Annotated in this window: 13 protein-coding genes; 5 read left to right on the top strand and 8 right to left on the bottom strand. The window is 71.4% G+C overall.

Features of this window, described 5'->3' with window-relative positions; all coding sequences use genetic code 11:
- Positions 1 to 20 precede the first annotated feature (20 nt).
- Both QM809_RS09390 and QM809_RS09385 read right to left on the bottom strand, forming a co-directional pair.
- Positions 21 to 1,229 (bottom strand): hypothetical protein, encoded by a 1,209-nt coding sequence (locus QM809_RS09390; RefSeq protein WP_415045517.1) that lies wholly within the window; start codon positions 1,227 to 1,229, stop codon positions 21 to 23.
- A gap of 27 nt (positions 1,230 to 1,256) precedes the next feature.
- On the bottom strand, positions 1,257 to 1,703 hold the full coding sequence (locus QM809_RS09385; protein WP_415045516.1) for a DUF3499 domain-containing protein: 447 nt from the start codon (positions 1,701 to 1,703) through the stop codon (positions 1,257 to 1,259).
- 157 nt (positions 1,704 to 1,860) lie between these two features.
- Between QM809_RS09385 and QM809_RS09380 the strand changes: the two genes are divergently transcribed.
- Positions 1,861 to 2,355, top strand: coding sequence for a metallopeptidase family protein (locus QM809_RS09380; RefSeq protein ID WP_415045515.1), 495 nt, complete (start codon positions 1,861 to 1,863; stop codon positions 2,353 to 2,355).
- A 179-nt stretch (positions 2,356 to 2,534) separates the two neighbouring features.
- On the opposite strand, the gene QM809_RS09375 is transcribed toward QM809_RS09380, so the two are convergent.
- On the bottom strand, positions 2,535 to 2,882 hold the full coding sequence (locus tag QM809_RS09375) for a WhiB family transcriptional regulator (protein WP_415045514.1): 348 nt from the start codon (positions 2,880 to 2,882) through the stop codon (positions 2,535 to 2,537).
- Positions 2,883 to 3,202: 320 nt separating this feature from the next.
- Here QM809_RS09375 and cofD point away from each other — a divergent pair, with 320 nt between their 5' ends.
- Genes cofD through QM809_RS09360 form a run of 3 tightly spaced genes read left to right on the top strand, consistent with a single transcriptional unit; the run spans position 3,203 to position 6,146 of the window.
- Positions 3,203 to 4,210: a 2-phospho-L-lactate transferase gene (gene cofD, locus QM809_RS09370; protein WP_415045513.1), complete on the top strand. Its 1,008-nt coding sequence runs from the start codon at positions 3,203 to 3,205 to the stop codon at positions 4,208 to 4,210.
- Positions 4,207 to 5,559 (top strand): coenzyme F420-0:L-glutamate ligase, encoded by a 1,353-nt coding sequence (locus QM809_RS09365; RefSeq protein ID WP_415045512.1) that lies wholly within the window; start codon positions 4,207 to 4,209, stop codon positions 5,557 to 5,559. The genes cofD and QM809_RS09365 overlap by 4 nt, the downstream gene beginning before the upstream one ends.
- Entirely contained in the window at positions 5,556 to 6,146 is a 591-nt protein-coding gene (locus tag QM809_RS09360; RefSeq protein WP_415045511.1) for an NUDIX hydrolase, read from the top strand. The genes QM809_RS09365 and QM809_RS09360 overlap by 4 nt, the downstream gene beginning before the upstream one ends.
- An 808-nt stretch (positions 6,147 to 6,954) precedes the next feature.
- On the opposite strand, the gene QM809_RS09355 is transcribed toward QM809_RS09360, so the two are convergent.
- Entirely contained in the window at positions 6,955 to 7,788 is an 834-nt protein-coding gene (locus QM809_RS09355) for a thioesterase family protein (RefSeq protein ID WP_415045510.1), read from the bottom strand.
- Positions 7,785 to 8,807, bottom strand: coding sequence for a zinc-dependent alcohol dehydrogenase (locus QM809_RS09350; protein ID WP_415047048.1), 1,023 nt, complete (start codon positions 8,805 to 8,807; stop codon positions 7,785 to 7,787). The genes QM809_RS09355 and QM809_RS09350 overlap by 4 nt, the downstream gene beginning before the upstream one ends.
- A gap of 154 nt (positions 8,808 to 8,961) precedes the next feature.
- Here QM809_RS09350 and QM809_RS09345 point away from each other — a divergent pair, with 154 nt between their 5' ends.
- Positions 8,962 to 9,588 (top strand): TetR/AcrR family transcriptional regulator, encoded by a 627-nt coding sequence (locus QM809_RS09345; protein ID WP_415045509.1) that lies wholly within the window; start codon positions 8,962 to 8,964, stop codon positions 9,586 to 9,588.
- A 91-nt stretch (positions 9,589 to 9,679) separates the two neighbouring features.
- On the opposite strand, the gene glgX is transcribed toward QM809_RS09345, so the two are convergent.
- Genes glgX through glgB form a run of 3 tightly spaced genes read right to left on the bottom strand, consistent with a single transcriptional unit; the run spans position 9,680 to position 15,609 of the window.
- Positions 9,680 to 11,764 (bottom strand): glycogen debranching protein GlgX, encoded by a 2,085-nt coding sequence (glgX, locus tag QM809_RS09340; RefSeq protein WP_415045508.1) that lies wholly within the window; start codon positions 11,762 to 11,764, stop codon positions 9,680 to 9,682.
- Between the two features lie 16 nt (positions 11,765 to 11,780).
- Positions 11,781 to 13,223: a glycogen synthase GlgA gene (gene glgA, locus QM809_RS09335; RefSeq protein WP_415045507.1), complete on the bottom strand. Its 1,443-nt coding sequence runs from the start codon at positions 13,221 to 13,223 to the stop codon at positions 11,781 to 11,783.
- The gene (gene glgB, locus QM809_RS09330) at positions 13,216 to 15,609 is read right to left on the bottom strand and encodes a 1,4-alpha-glucan branching enzyme (RefSeq protein ID WP_415045506.1); all 2,394 of its coding nucleotides are present in this window, start codon (positions 15,607 to 15,609) and stop codon (positions 13,216 to 13,218) included. The genes glgA and glgB overlap by 8 nt, the downstream gene beginning before the upstream one ends.
- Positions 15,610 to 15,831: the final 222 nt, after the last annotated feature.

Raw genomic sequence — 15,831 nt, 5'->3', positions numbered from 1 at the left:
TGCTCGCCCGCTTCCGTCCGTCATCGTGCTCCCCAGCTCCGGGTCTCGCCGAACCCGCCGCCCCGGTCCGGTTCCGCCGCGGCCAGGGCGAGATAGGCCGCCGCCGACTGCACCCGCACCACCACGACCAGAAGACCGGCCAGGTCGGCGGGGGTGTCGGCCAGCGCCTCCAGCGCTCCGGGCGCGGACGGGAACGATCCCTGCGGTTCCCCGCCGGGCCGGCGGGCCGGATCGTCGCCGGAGTCCTCGGTGACCAGATCCACGTCGCGCGCACCGAGCCGCTGCCGGGTGAGCGGAGCGCGGGCGGCGGTGCTCACCAGGAACAACCGCATCGGGTCGGCGGCCGGGGGGCCGTCGAACTCGGGGTCGTAGAAGATCGAGTCGACCGCGGCCCCGGTGGTCGTCGGACCGCCGTGGTCGGCGAACACGGCCAGGGCCCGGCCCTCGTTCGCGTGCGCGGCCGGTCGGCCGGCGATCTCGAAGAACGCCGCGCAGGCGCGCCGGGCCACGGCGCTCGCGGCCGCGGTGTCACCGGCCCACACCCCGCGGTGCCCGGCGACGCGCGCGGCGAGCATCTTGGCCTGATTGTGAAAGGTCTCCCGACCGGGATGATCGGCCGCCGCCTCGGCGTCGAGCAGATCGGCGACGTCGTGCAGCGCGGGCGGCGCCGGAGTCAGGCGCACCGCGGTGAGGGCGGTGAGGACCGCCACCAGCCCGGCGACCAGACCGGTGAAGCCGAAACGCGGGTCGACGTTCAGCCGCGGCGAGAGGTCGATCACCGGGACCGCGCCGCGGCGGCCGATGCCCGCCGCCTCCCGCAGCGGCCCCTCCAGCGGAGCCAGCACCACCACGTCGGCCCGGCGGCGCGCGGCCCGCGTGAGCGCATTGGACAGCAGCGGATCCCCCGCATCCGACCCGGCCACCACCACCACGTCGAGCGGCCCGATCCAGCCCGGCAGCGACGGCACGACGACGACGGGCACGTCGATCCGGGCCGCGCACGTGGCGACGACGAGGTCGGCGGCACCGGTCGTCGGCAGGTCTCCTCCGGTGACGATCACCACCGCGCGGGGGCGCAGGTCGCCGAGTGCGGCGAGGACGCCCTCCGACTGGGCTTCGGCGACCGCCCGCACCTGGGCGCCGGCGAGTGCGGCGCTGTGCAGCAGACCGTCGCGATCAGCCGAATGCAGCGCCTCGATGTCGTCGAGGTCGTCGATGAGGACGGGCATGGCTTTACGATGCGCGAGCCGCGGGGCTCAGTCAACCGGATCGGGCAGCACCCGCAGGTGACCTCGCCGACCCGGACGCGGAGTGGCGATCGGACCGGATCCGGAGGCCGACGTCTCGCGACGATGACGTCCGGGATTGAGATCCTCGAGTTCGGGGCGAGCGCTGAAGCTCGGCAGCGGCGGCAGACCCGATCGGGACGAGCCGCCGACTCCGGCCTCGCGGACGACGTCCGCCAGCGCGGTCAGCTCCTGGTCCTCCGACGACTGCAGGAAGTCGCGTTCGCTGCGCAGCAGCTCCCAGCCGCGCGGCACCGTGATGCGGCCGGCGTGCTCGGCGCACAGATCCCACGAATGCGGCTCGTCGACGCCGACGATCGGGCCGATCACCGCGGTCGATTCGGCGTAAACGAAAGTCAGGGTCGCCACGGCGAGGCGCGAGCACCCGGGACGGCAGCACTGACGGGGAGAGTTCACGACGAACAGCTTATCGCGCCTGCCCCTCGGTGAACACATCGACACGCTCACCGGGTCGTTCACGGCACCGTCGATCCCGCCCGGCGGACCACCCGGCCGGGCCGGTCGCCGACGGCCGCGGCCGTCCTCTCCGCCGTCCGCCTCGTAGACTTCGGGCATGCGTTTCCGTCCCGCCACCGGCCGTGAACTCCTGACTCCGGCACGCCGTACACGTGATCGCCGGGGCCGCGGTCTGCGCAGTCCGGTGCTGCCGCCGATCCTGCCCGCGCACCGCAGCCGCTCGGATCTGTTCGACAAGGCCGCGGTCACCGCGTTCGCCGAGATCGACGCCGCCTGGCACGACCAGCTGACCGGTCTCGATCTCGCCGTCGACGACATCCCGCGCATCCTGCCGCGGGATCTGGAGACGGTGCAGTGGCCCGAGGAGGTGACGGCCGACGGGCCGGTCCCGCTGGCCCGGCTGATCCCGGCCGGGATCGACGCCCGCGGTCGGCCCACGCGCGCCCAGCTCATCCTGTTCCGTCGGCCGATCGAGTTGCGGTCACGCGACGACGAGGAGCTGCCGGAGATCCTCCGGGAGATCCTGATCCAGCAGGTCGCGACCTACCTCGGGGTGGACGAGGAGACCATCGAGTCGGGCCCGCAGAACTGACCGTCGACCCCGGGCGCGAATCGTCTCGGACCCGCACCCCGCATCGAGAGCCGCAGGATCGGTGAAGACGATCGGCGGCGAGACGAAAACCGGCCCCGCGGAAGACGGCGGGGCCGGTGAAGACTTATCGGAGATAGTGAGACGGCAGGAGCGGGTCGCCCGTCCGCACACGCGTGAGATCAGATGATTCCGCGTTTGAGACGGCGTCGTTCCCGTTCGGAGAGGCCGCCCCAGATACCGAAACGCTCATCGTTGCCCAGCGCGTATTCGAGGCATTCGGCCTTCACCTCGCAGCCGTGGCAGATACGCTTCGCCTCGCGGGTCGAACCGCCCTTCTCCGGAAAGAACGCCTCGGGGTCGGTCTGCGCACACAGGGCGCGCTCCTGCCACTGATCTTCGGTCTCGTCGTACAGGGCTTCGAAACCCGCGGGAACCACCGAGAGATGACTGCCGCAGCCGGATGAGCTGGATACCTCCGGAACCGGACCGCTTTCGCCGGATTCCTCCCCACCACCAGCAAACGTCATCGTCGCCCCCTCCCTGTCGATCGAACCCTGGCACTACGCGTGAACCCCTGAACCAACAAGACCGGGACGAGGCCGCACCCTCGAAGAATCACACCCCTGTGATTAGACACGGCTCCGACACCGTGGGTCAAGTGGACGGCGAAGTTCCAGCATTATCACCAGAAAGCGTGAGATAGCTTGCGCCACGCGGAGAATCGTGCGAGAGAATCGGCACAATCATGCCGTTCTCGGGGCCTCCGACCGGCGATCGCGGGCCCCGTCGGCAGGCGGTGGAGGTCCTCCCCGAGCACTGTCGCACGGGCTCTCGTAGGGTGATCTCTGTGAAGGTGACGGTACTGGTCGGGGGCGTCGGCGGCGCCCGGTTCCTGCAGGGTGTCCGCGAGGTCTTCGGAACGACGCCGTTCCCCGACACCGGCGAGGAGCCCGCGGGGCCGCACACGGTCACCGCCGTGGTGAACGTCGGCGACGACGCGTGGATGCACGGTGTCCGGATCTGTCCGGACCTGGACACCTGCATGTACACCCTCGGCGGCGGCATCGACACCGAACGCGGCTGGGGCAGACAGGACGAGACCTGGCACGCCAAGGAGGAGCTGGCCGCCTACGGCGCCGACCCCGACTGGTTCGGACTCGGCGACCGCGATCTCGCGACCCATCTCATCCGGACCCGGATGCTCGACGCCGGTTTCCGGCTCTCCGACATCACCGCCGCGCTGAGCCGCCGCTGGCAGCCCGGGGTCCGTCTCCTCCCGGTGACCGACGACCGGCACGAGACGCACGTGCTGATCGACAAGCCCGACGGCGAACCCGGCGAACGGCTGGCCATCCACTTCCAGGAGTGGTGGGTCCGGCATCGCGCACAGGTGCCCACGCACGGATTCGCCCAGGTCGACGGCCAGGCCAAGCCCGCCCCGGGCGTCCTGGAGGCCGTCGCCGAGGCCGACGTGGTGCTGATCGCGCCCAGCAACCCGGTGGTCTCGGTCGGCGCGATCACCAGCGTGCCGGGCATCCGGTCGGCGCTGCGCACCACCGCGGCCCCGGTGGTCGGGATCAGCCCGGTGATCGACGACCGGCCGCTGCGCGGCATGGCCGACGAATGCCTCGCGGTGATCGGGGTGGAGACCACCGCCCGGGCGATCGCCGAGCACTACGGTGCCCGCAGCGGGACCGGTCTGCTCGACGGCTGGCTGGTGGCCCCCGGCGACGCCGCGGCCGCCGACCCGGTGCCGGGCATCGCGACCGCGGAGGCCCCCCTGCTGATGACCGATCCGGCCGCCACCGCCGAGATGGTGCGGGCCGCGTGCGGCCTGGTCGGGGTCGCGGTGTGACCGAGCCCGCCCCGCACGACCACGCGGCGCCCGGCGGGCTCTCGATCCTCCCGGTGACCGGGCTGGGCGAGTTCGGTCCGGACAGCGATCCGGCCGCCGAGATCCTCGCCGCGGCTCCCTGGATCGTCGACGACGACGTGCTGGTGGTCACCAGCAAGGTGTTCTCCAAGATCGAGGGCCGCACCGTTCCCGCGCCGGACGACGCCGAGGCGCGCGAGGCGCTGCGGCGGACCCTGGTGGAGCGGGAGGCGGTGCGCATCGTCGCGCGCCGGGACCGGCTGCTCATCACCGAGAACCGCAACGGACTGGTGCAGGCCGCCGCGGGCGTCGACGGCTCCAATCTCCCGTCCGACCGCCTCGCGCTTCTCCCCGAGGACCCCGACGCCAGCGCCGAACGCCTGCGGGCCGACTTCGCCGCGGCCGGGCGCCGGGTCGCCGTCGTGGTGACCGACACCATGGGCCGCGCGTGGCGGTCCGGGCAGACCGACGTCGCGATCGGGGCGGCCGGGATCGCCGTCCGGCACGGATACGACGGCCGGGTCGATGCCTACGGCAACCCGCTGGTGGTGACCGACATCGCGATCGCCGACGAGCTCGCCGCCGCCGCGGATCTGGTGAAGGGCAAGCTCGGCGGGGTCCCGGTGGCCGTCGTGCGCGGTCTGATCCCGGTCGACGACGGCAGTCGCGCCCGCGACCTGGTCCGGGATCGGGAGGCCGATCTGTTCCGGCTCGGCACCGACGACGCCCTGGCGCAGGGGCGTCGCGAAGCGCTCCTGACCCGGCGCTCGGTCCGCGCCTTCGCCCCCGGACCGGTGGAGCCCGAACTGATGCGGGCGGCCTTCGCCGAGGCCCTCACCGCCCCGGCCCCGCACCACACCCGTCCGGTGCGCTTCGTGTGGGTCCGCGACCCGGAACGACGCCGGGCGCTCCTGGACGCGATGGCCGCCGACTGGCGGGCCGACCTCGCCGCCGACGCCAAGTCCGCCGAGTCGATCGAGAAGCGTGTCGCCCGCGGACGGATCCTGTACGACGCCCCCGAACTCGTGGTCCCGGTGCTGACCGGGGAGGGCCTGCACGACTATCCCGACGAGCGGCGCAACCGCTGCGAGGACACCATGTTCACCGTCGCGGCCGGCGCGGCCGTCGGCTATCTGCTGGTGGCGCTCTCGGCCCGCGGGATCGGCAGCTGCTGGGTGGGGTCGACGATCTTCGCCGCCGACACGGTCCGGCGCGCGCTCGCGCTGGACGAGTCGTGGCGGCCGCTCGGCGCGGTCGCGATCGGCCGACCGGCCGAGCCCGCGGAGCTCCGTTCGCCCGCGGCGACCGACGGCCTCATACTCGAACGGTGACGACGAACACCGCCCTGACCGAGTCCGCGCGCACAGTACTGGCCGAGTGGACCGCTCCGGATCCCGAGCAGGATGCCCTCCGGCACGCCTACCTGGCCTTCGTGGACGCGGTCCCCAACCCGTGCGAGCGAGCGTGCGTCCCGGGCCACCTGACCGGCTCGGCGATCGTGTTCGACGCCTCCGGCGAGCAGGTCCTGCTCACTCTGCACCCGCGGGTGGGGAGATGGGTTCAGCTCGGCGGGCACTGCGAACCCGGCGACGCCGGGATCGCCGAGGCCGCGTTCCGCGAGGCGACCGAGGAGTCCGGGCTCGACGGGCTGACGCTCGGCGCCGCCCCGGTGCACCTGCACACCCACCCGATCACCTGTTCCCTGGGTCTGCCGACCCGGCACCTGGACGTGCGCTACGCGGCGGTCGCACCGGCCGGCGACGACGGCGCCCCGCCCGCACCGGTGCGCAGCAGCGAGTCGGTGGATCTGGCCTGGTGGCCGGTCGACGCGCTGCCGGAGGACGTGGACGCCGAGACCGTCCCGGCGCTGATCGCCTACGGCCGCGCGGCCCTGCGCGCCGAGGGACTGCTGCTGTAGGTCCCGTCGGGAGTCTGCCGTCAGGCGGTCGGCGAGTTCGGCAGAGGGCTGAGCCACCGCGAACGACGTGATTCCGGGGACGATCGGGGTGGTTCGTAAGAAGGAAGCAGGAGCCTGGAAACAGACCTGTCGGCGTAGTCGCCCGCGTCGCGATTCTTGCCCCGCTCCCGACAAGAACCACGACACCGAGTCTCCGTTCTCGACAAGAACCACGACAAAGGTCGTCCAGATCTCGACGAGGTGTCCCGGCGGCCGGATACCCCTGCTATTCGGGATGAATCTCCTCGCGACTCCGCACACGAGTGCCGCGAGCCCTTCTCGTTGGTCGAGCGGAGTCGAGACCCCTTTCGTGATCTTTCTCGGTGGGCCGCCCCTTCGACTCGTCACTGCGCTCCTCCTCGGTTCAGGGAACCGAGGAAACACTGTCGTCGGTGATTCGATGCGAGGACTTGGCGGGGAGTCCGCTGCCCGACGAGGCCCCCGTGTATCCGCGCCGGTCATGCAGGACCACCAGGGATCACTCGTTCTAAACCAACTCGCGGCCGAGGACGCACACTTGAACCGGGGCGTCGAGGACCTGCCGCTCCGCGCCGACCTCATCCGGCGACCGCACCGGGTGCATGAGAAGAAGAGGAAGAAGTGATGCGTCATGGACACGACGACCGAGACGAACTCGCCGATCAGCTCGAACCTGACGCTCCAGTCACTCCCGAACAAGCGGCGCCAGTCGGCACCGAGAGAGGGCAACGACAGCCCGCCTCCATGCCCCTCGGACGTGTCGACATCTCAGAGTAGAAGCACGGCGACTCTACAAGCGCTGAACAAGGAGACTCTGGACCACCTTGCCGATGGGGTGGGCGGCCGAGTGCAGCACCGCGTGGCTCATTCCGACGCCGTCGCCGCCTATCGAGCTTTCGGCTTCGATGCCGTACCAAGGTCCGAGGGGAGGTTCGTAAAGGTGGACGGTCGTCTCGGTGTTCAAGAAGGCGAAGCGTGCCGGGTCCAGGCGCGCGCCCACACCGTTCGCGCTGTCGGCGACGGCGACGAGGCGTTCCAGTTCGGTGGGCGGTTCTCCTTCTACCAATCCGGCGCGGAGGTCGGTCCAGGCCATCGTGGGTTCGCCGGCCCGGCCGCCGAAGGACTCGATCCGCCAATCGATGTTGCCGATGAACCCGCCCGAGGACCACGCCCCGGGTGTGGTGAACTCCTCGAGTCGGGGATCGTCGGCTGTCGGCAGGGTCCGGACCCGGTCTGCGTGACGGGCGACGTCGTCTGTCGGCTGGGTGGACAGCCGCCACGCCGACGCGAGGGCGCAGGGCCGCCACGCGCCGTCGTCGCTCTGGGCTTCGAGTGTGGCTTCGAGCAAGGCGATTCGCCGACCCGGGCGACGGACTCGGGCGGTGACCCTGACCTCGGCCGGGGGCACCGGTCCGAGGATCTCGATGGTGATCCGCGAGATCCGGGTGTCGGCGGTCGGCTCGCAGTTGTCGATCGCACGGGCCAGAAGCGCGCCGATCGGCCCTCCGTGCTGGATCGGACCCCACGGGCTGCCGACCGCCTCGGGGCTGGTCGGGAGGAAGAACTCTGCGGCACCGTCTGTTCGGGTTCGTCGATACAGGCTCTCGGCCGGTTCCGTCATCATCGTTGCTTCCTGGAGTTCGATTCTCGGAGTGAGACGGCGGGAAGTGGTTCTCTGTGGAGCACGACCTTTGTGGTGTGAGCCTGATACGCCTGGGGAGCGTCGTCCCAGTCCGCGTGAAGGGACGTGACCTTTTCGGCTTCGAATCCGGTTTCGGCGATGAAATCGAGGAGGGCCGGGAGGTGCGGCCGGACGTGCGAGACGCCGACGTTCAGGGTGGCGCTGGTGGCGTACATGTCCATCACCGGCAGCTTCGTCCCGGTGTCGACGTAGTAGCCGGTTCCGGTGCATGTTCCGCCGGGGCGCAGTGCGCGCAGGGCGTCACGCAACCCCTGCGGTTTCGACGAAGCCTCGACGACGACGTCGTAGCGGTCTGGGATCGAGTCGAGCAGCGATCGTCTCCTGTTCTTGGAGACCTTGTGCACGGTCGCACCGAAGTCCGCCGCTACGCCGAGCCGTTCGTCACGGTCGTCGAGGTAGTCGACTCGTGAGGCGCCGTTGGCGACGGCCAGTCCGGCCGCGTAGAGACCGATGCTCTGCCCTCCGCCGCCGATCACGAGGACCTTGCCTTCGGGGCGCTGCGTCAGGGGCGGGACGACCGAGCGCCATGCGTCGGTGAGGTTGTCGCTGGCTGCGGCGACTCGTAGCGGATCGACGCCGTCCGGGACCCTGACGAGGTTGAAGTCGGCGAACGGAATGCGCAGCGAGTCCGTGATCATGCCGCCCCAGGTGCCGCACTCGGGGCCGAAGCCGTAGGCCGAGAGAGTCTTGCCAGGGGATGTCGTTCCCAGGGTCGAGCATTTCGCTGTCAGACCGAGCCGACATTCGTAGCAGGTGCCGCACGCCATCGCCCAGGGCACGACCACCACATCGCCGACTGAGATCCCGGTGACGTCGTCGCCGATCGCGGTCACCTGGGCCACCGCCTCGTGACCGATGCCCCAGGGCCCTTGAAAGGGGACCTCGCCGACGATCGAGCTGACGACCGGATCGATCCTGCCGAGTTTCACCCCCGCCTGCATCGGGCGGGACACGTGCGAGTGGAGCGGCAGGGTGTCGCCGTCGCACCGGCTTGCGATGAAGGGGCGCACCAGGGCGTCGCCAGGCGAGGTGATCGTCGGTTCGGGACGATCTCGCCACTCGAGTCGCCCCGTTTTGATGAAGGTCAGCTCACGCATGTTCGATCCTTACTATGGTATGCTGCATGGCATATTAGGGAGGTTGTCGATGGGTGTCAAGACCGATACGCGAGAGCGGATGGTGGCCGGTGCGGCGCTGGTCATGCGGGAAGAAGGTGTCGCCGGTACCACTGTCGCCGCAGTGCTGCGGCGCAGCGGTGCGCCGAGAGGGTCGGTCGGCTTCCACTTCCCGGGAGGACGCAACGAATTGCTGGGTGATGCGCTGCGCCTGGCCGGTGACTCGGTGAGCTCCTTGCTGCGGGCGGCGGTCGACGCCGGGGCTCCCCCTGACGCGCTGATCCGTGGGATCGGTGAGTATTACAAGCAGCAGTTGGTGAAGTCCGAATTCCGTGCCGGGTGCCCCGTGGGCGCCGCAGCGCTGGAGGCGTACGACGATGTCGACCTCGGCCCGGTCGTCGCCGAGGTGCTCGACGACTGGACCGACCTCCTGGCGCAGGCGCTGGTCAAGTCGGGAGTCGAGCGATCAGCAGCCGACGACACCGCACTCGCGGCGATCAGCGCGATCGAGGGTGCGATCATGATCGCCCGCGTGAAGCGCTCCACCGATCCGATCGACCTCGCGCTGGGGCTGGTGCTCCCGACCCTGGCGAGTCACAAGAACTAGCCGAGTCGGCGTTTTCGCTGGGTACGGAACCATGAGAACACCGAGTTCTCGTGTCCCTACAGCGTCCCGACGAAGAGAGCCGTACCGAGGCTCACTCCCGGACGACGAACACCACGACGGACTGTTCGGCCACCGGATAGCGCTCCGACCACTCCGCGGGCCGCGCCCGCGCGGTGTCGACGGCCACCGCCCACTCGTGGCCGTCGGCGCCGGGCACCGTGAACTCCACGTCGCCGCCGGCGTTGACGATCACGCACACCGGGGCGTCGAGCCGCTCGGCGACCGGATCGCCCGCGGCCCCGCGCAGCGTCAGCGCGATCGTCCGCTGCCGCGGGTCGTGCCAGTCGCCGGGGCCGGGTTCGGTGCCGTCGGCGCACGACCACACCGCGTCGCGCCGCCCGTCGGCCCGCTCGCGGCCGTGCACGAACGTCCGCTGCCGCAGCACCGGCTGGGCGCGCCGAACCGCGATCAGCGTGCGCACCAGCGCGCACAGGTCGGTGTCCGGCGCGGACCAGTCGACCCAGCCGACCGGGTCGTCCTGCGCGTAGGCGTTGTTGTTGCCGCCCTGTCCGTTGCCGATCTCGTCCCCGGCCAGCAGCATCGGCACCCCCTGGGACACGAGCAGGGTGGCGAGCAGGCCGCGGACCCGTCGGGCGCGGGCGGCCCGGATCGCCGGATCGTCGGTCGGCCCCTCCACGCCGAGGTTGTCCGAGTGGTTGTGCGCGTGGCCGTCGCGGTTGTCCTCGCCGTTGGCCTCGTTGTGTCTTTCGGCGTACGACACCAGATCGGCCAGGGTGAAGCCGTCGTGCGCGGTGACGAAGTTGACCGACGACGTCGCCGGCCGCCCCGAGTGGTCGAACCGGTTCGCCGAGCCGAGCAGCCGGGAGCCGAGGTGCGCCGCGCCCGGCGTCGTGTCGCCGCGCCAGAGCCGCCGGAGGTCGTCGCGGAACTCGTCGTTCCACTCCCCGAACGGCACCGGGAAGTGGCCGAGCTGATATCCGCCGGGGCCGATGTCCCACGGTTCGGCGATCAGCTTGACCCCGGCCAGCACCGGGTCCTGCAGCAGCGCGGTGAAGAACGGCCCGCCGGGCCGGAAGCCCTCCGCGCCGCGGCCGAGCGTCGCGCCGAGGTCGAATCGGAATCCGTCGACGCCGAACTCGACGACCCAGTGGCGCAGCGCGTCGAGCACCAGTCGCAGCACCGGCAGCCGGTCGGCCGCCAGGGTGTTCCCGGTGCCGGTGTCGTCGAGGTGGTGCCGTCCGCCGTCCTGCAGCCGGTAGTAGGTGCCGTTGTCGAGTCCGCGCAGCGAGAGCGTCGGGCCGAACTCGTCGCCCTCCCCGGTGTGGTTGAAGACGACGTCGCACAGCACCTCGATGCCGTGGTCGTGCAGGGTGTGGACCAGGGAGCGGAACTCGGCGACGGCATCGGCGCGCGCATACCGCGGTTCCGGGGCGAACCACGCGATCGGCTGATACCCCCAGTAGTTGGTCAGACCCTTCGCCACCAGTCCGCGGTCGTCGAGGAACGCCTGCACGGGCAGCAGTTCGACGGCGTTCACCCCCAGCGACACCAGGTGTTCGACGATCACCGGGTGCGCCGCCCCCGCGTAGGTGCCGCGCAGTTCCGGCGGCACCCCGGGGTGTGCGGCGGTGAGTCCCTTCACGTGCGCCTCGTAGATCACCAAGTCGGCGGTCGCGTGCCCCGGCCGGTTCGCCGCCGGGTCCGGTCCGGGTCCGGTGCTCGACGGCGGGACCACCACGGCCTTGGGCACGACGGATGCGCTGTCGCGGAGGTCGGGCAGCAGGTCGTCGTCGCCGATGCAGCCCGCCATCAGCGGATCCCAGCGGAGGACGCCGTCGAGGGCGCGCGCGTACGGGTCGATCAGCAGTTTGGCCGGGTTGTGCCGCAGGCCCTGCGCCGGGCGGTGCGGGCCGTGTGCGCGCAGTCCGTAGCGGGCCCCGGCCGTCACCCCGTCCAGATGCGCGTGGTGCACGCACCCGGTCCGGAACGCCAGCGGGTACGCCTCCTCGCGGTCGGCCCCGTCGTCGTCCGGAGCGAACAAGCAGAAGTCGATGCGCTCGGCGGTGGACGACCACACCGCGACGTTCACCCCGGTCTCGTCGAGCGTCACCCCGAGCGGCCAGGGCCGTCCCTCCGAGACCGGCGGCCGCGTCACGGGACGTCCCCCGCCGTCACGCGACCAGGGCGTCGAACAGGCGCGCGTACTCCTGCGCCGACGAGTGCCAGTCCACCGGCGTCGCCATGCCCCGGGCCCGCACCCGCTCCCACGCCGGCCGGTCGGCGTACAACTCCAGCGCCCGCGCGAACGCCCCGGCCAGGCCGTCGGCGCTGATGTCGTCGAAGGTGAAGCCGGTGGCGGTCCCGGCGTGCCGGTTCTCCGCCGAGGCGTCGGTCACCGTGTCGCGCAGACCGCCGGTCGCGGCGACCAGCGGCAGCGTGCCGTACCGCAGCCCGTAGAGCTGGGTCAGCCCGCACGGCTCGAACCGGGAGGGCACCGCGACCAGGTCGCCGCCGGCGTAGATCCGGTGACTCAGCGCCTCGTCGTAGCCGATCCGCACCCCGACCGCCCCCGGATACCGGTCGGCGAGCCGCGTCAGATCGTGCTCGTATCGCGGGTCGCCGGTGCCGAGCACGATCGCCGCCCCGCCGGCTTCGAGGAACCCCGGCAGCGCGTCGATCAGCAGATCGATGCCCTTCTGGTGGGTGAGCCGACTGACGACGACGGCCAGCGGGCCGCGCGGTTCGGTCAGACCGAACTCCTCGAGCAGCGTCTTGCGGTCCACCTCCTTCCCGGCCGTCGACGACGCCGAGTACCCGACGATGTGCGGATCGTCCTCCGGGTTCCACACCGCCGTGTCGATCCCGTTGACGATGCCGCTCAGGTCGCCGCGCCCGGCGCGGTCGGCGGCCACCCCCGCCAGGCCGAAACCGACCTCCGGGGTGGTCAGCTGCCGGGCGTAGGTGGCGCTCACCGTGGTCACCTTCCAGGCGTGCGCCATCCCGGCCTTCAGCGAGCTGACCAGCCCGTGGTATTCCAGCGACTCCGGGGTGAAGTCCCAGGTGGGCAACCGCACCGCGTCGAGCTGATCGGCGCCGAACACTCCTTGGAAGGCGGCGTTGTGGATGGTGAGCACCGTCGGCACCGGGCTCCCCGCGTAGCGCAGGTACGACGGCGCCAGCCCCGCCTGCCAGTCGTGGGCGTGGACCACGTCCGGCCGCCACCCGTCGCCCGTGCCGTCGATCGCGAGGCGGGCGCCGACCCACGAGAGCGCCGCGAACCGCACGTGGTTGTCGGGGTGGTCGTGGCCGTCGAGGCTGTACGGTCCGCCGGGCCGGTCGAACAGGTGGGGGGCGTCGAGCATCAGCATGTCCAGGCCGTCGTGCCGGCCGGCGAGCACCGTGCCCCGCCCGCCGAACAGGTCGTCGTGCTCCCACACCGGGTGCAGCGAGTCGAACCGGGTGAGGAGGTCTCGGTAGGCGGGCAGCAGCACCCGCGTGTGCCTGCCCAGCGCTTCGAGCGCCTGCGGCAGCGAGCCGACGACATCGGCCAGTCCCCCGGTCTTGACCAGCGGGAAGCACTCGGAGGCGACGGAGAGGATGCGGTGACTAGTCATGGGCGGTCGTGTCCTCGAGGAAGTAGAGAGCGGAGAGCGGAGGCAGGGTCAGCAGCGCCGACTGCGCTTCGCGCTGCGCGGGAACGGGTTCGGTCTCGGCGGCGCCGGCGTTGCCGCGGTCGCCGCCGTGGTAGAGGGCCGAGTCGGTGTTGAGCACTTCGATCCACCGGCCCGGCATCGGGAATCCGAGGCGGAATCCGGTCCGCTCGACGGGCGCCAGGTTCACCACGACGACGACGTGCGCCTCCCCCGGGTCGCCGCGCCGCACCCACGCGAAGACCTGCTCGGCCGCCGCGTCCACCAGCAGCCAGCTGAAGCCGCGCGGATCGGCGTCGTACCGGTGCAGCGCGGGCAGGCTCCGGTAGAGGCGGTTGAGGTCGCGGACCACGCCGCGCACCCCGGCGTGGCCGGGGTCGTCGAGCACCGCCCAGTCGAGTGCGGCGTCGTGATCCCATTCGGCCGGCTGCCCGAACTCCTGCCCCATGAACAGCAGTTTCTTCCCCGGATACCCCCACATGTAGCCGTAGAACGCCTTGAGGTTGCCGAGCTTGTCGGCGTGGCTTCCGGGCATCCGGCCGTACATCGAGCCCTTGCCGTGGACCACCTCGTCGTGGCTGATCGGCAGCACGAAGTTCTCGGTGAACGCGTAGGTGATGCCGAAGGTGAGCGCATTGTGGTGATGGCGGCGGTGGATCGGATCGGTGCCGAAGTACCTCAGCGAGTCGTTCATCCAGCCCAGGTTCCATTTGAAACCGAAACCGAGACCGCCGTCGTCGACCCGGCCGGTCACTCGCGGGAAGGTGGTCGACTCCTCGGCGATCATCATCGTGCCGGGGTGGGCGGCGTAGGCGACGGTGTTGGCCTCCTGCAGGAAGGCGATGGCCTCGTAGTTCTCCCGGCCGCCGTCCTCGTTGGGCACCCACTCCCCCGGGGCGCGCGAGTAGTCGCGGTAGAGCATCGACGCCACGGCGTCCACGCGCAGCCCGTCGAGGTGGTATTCGCCGAGCCAGTGGAGCGCGTTGGCGATCAGGTAGTTCGCCACCTCGGGTCGGCCGTAGTTGAAGATCAGCGTGTTCCAGTCGGGGTGGAAGCCCTCCTGCGGGTTCTCGTGCTCGTAGAGCGCGGTGCCGTCGAACCGGCCGAGTCCGTGCCGGTCGGTGGGAAAGTGCCCGGGGACCCAGTCCGCGAGCACGCCGATCCCGCGCGCGTGGGCGGCGTCGACCAGGGCCGCGAACTCCGCGGCGGTCCCGTAGCGGCCGGTGGGCGCGAACAGGCCGATCGGCTGATAGCCCCACGACCCGTCGAACGGGTGCTCGGCGATCGGCAGCACCTCGATGTGGGTGAAACCCAAGTCGGCGACGTACTCGATCAGGTCGACGGCCAGTTCGCGGTAGGTCGGCGGGCGCCCGGGCGCGGGCCCGGTCTCCGGGTCCGCCGCGTCGGTCCGGTCGTCCGTGGTCAAGTCTCGACTCCGCTCGACCACCGAGGGGGACTCGACCACCGAGGGGGACTCAGCCGGCGAGGGGGACTCGACCCGCGAGGGGCTCGACCGGCGAGAGGTTCGATCCGCACCGGTCCGGTCGTCTTCCGTCCGGTCGTCCTCCGCGTCGACGATCCGCCGCCACGACCCGAGGTGGACCTCGTAGATGCTGATCGGGGCATCGACGGTGTTGCGTCGGTCGCGGACGGCGAGCCACTCGTCGTCGTGCCAGACGTGCCCGCCGGGCCGACGGACCACCGAACCGGTGTGCGGCGGCCGCTGCGCGGCGAGCCCGACCGGATCGGCCTTGCGCGGCAGCGGGCGTCCGCCCTCGGCGACGAGGTCGTACTGGTACACGGTCCCCTCGTCGAGTCCGGGGACGAACAGCTCCCACACCCCGGTCGCCCCGCGCGGCCGCATTGGATGCGCGGTGGGGTCCCAGCGGTTGAACTCGCCGACGACGCTCACCCGCTCGGCGTTCGGCGCCCACACCGCGAAGTGCACGCCGTCGACGAGTTCGTGCGTCATCGGGTGCGCCCCGAGCACCTCCCACAGCCGGCGGTGGGTGCCCTCCCCGATCAGGTGTTCGTCGACGGCGCCGAGCACCGGACCGAACCGGTACGGGTCGTGCCGCTGCTCTTCGGTGCCGTCGGGCCAGGCGATCCGCAGCCGGTAGAACGGCAGCGCGGGCCCCACGAACACCCCGCCGGTCCCGGCCGGGCACGCCGGTGCCTCGTCGGTGTCGTTGACGATCCACACCCGCTCCGCGCCGGGCATGTGCACGACGACGCGGCGTCCGTCGGCGGTGGGCCCGAGCACCGCGAAGGGATCGTCGTGCCGCCCGGTCTCGATGCGCCGCACCGCGGCGGCGTCGAGCACCCGATCGAGCGCACCCATCCCGGTCATCGCGGTCCCTCGCCATCGTGCTCGACCTGCTCGTCCACCTCGATCCAAGCACCGCCGCGCCGAGTCCGCGCGCCGAGAACGACCCCCGCGCCGGACGTTCATCCAACGATGATCCGGCGGTAACCGGACCGACGTCCAGACGCGGAGAGCGAGCCGCCGCACCGCGCGCCGGAGCCCCTTCGACTCGCCCGCTCACTGCGTTCGCGATCGGCTCAGGGAGCG

It is taken from the genome of Gordonia sp. (in: high G+C Gram-positive bacteria) (genome assembly GCF_047600385.1).
In the GTDB taxonomy this organism is placed as follows: Bacteria; Actinomycetota; Actinomycetes; order Mycobacteriales; family Mycobacteriaceae; genus Gordonia.
Note: the sequence above shows the minus strand (reverse complement) of the source record. Positions and strands in the feature narration are given on the sequence as shown.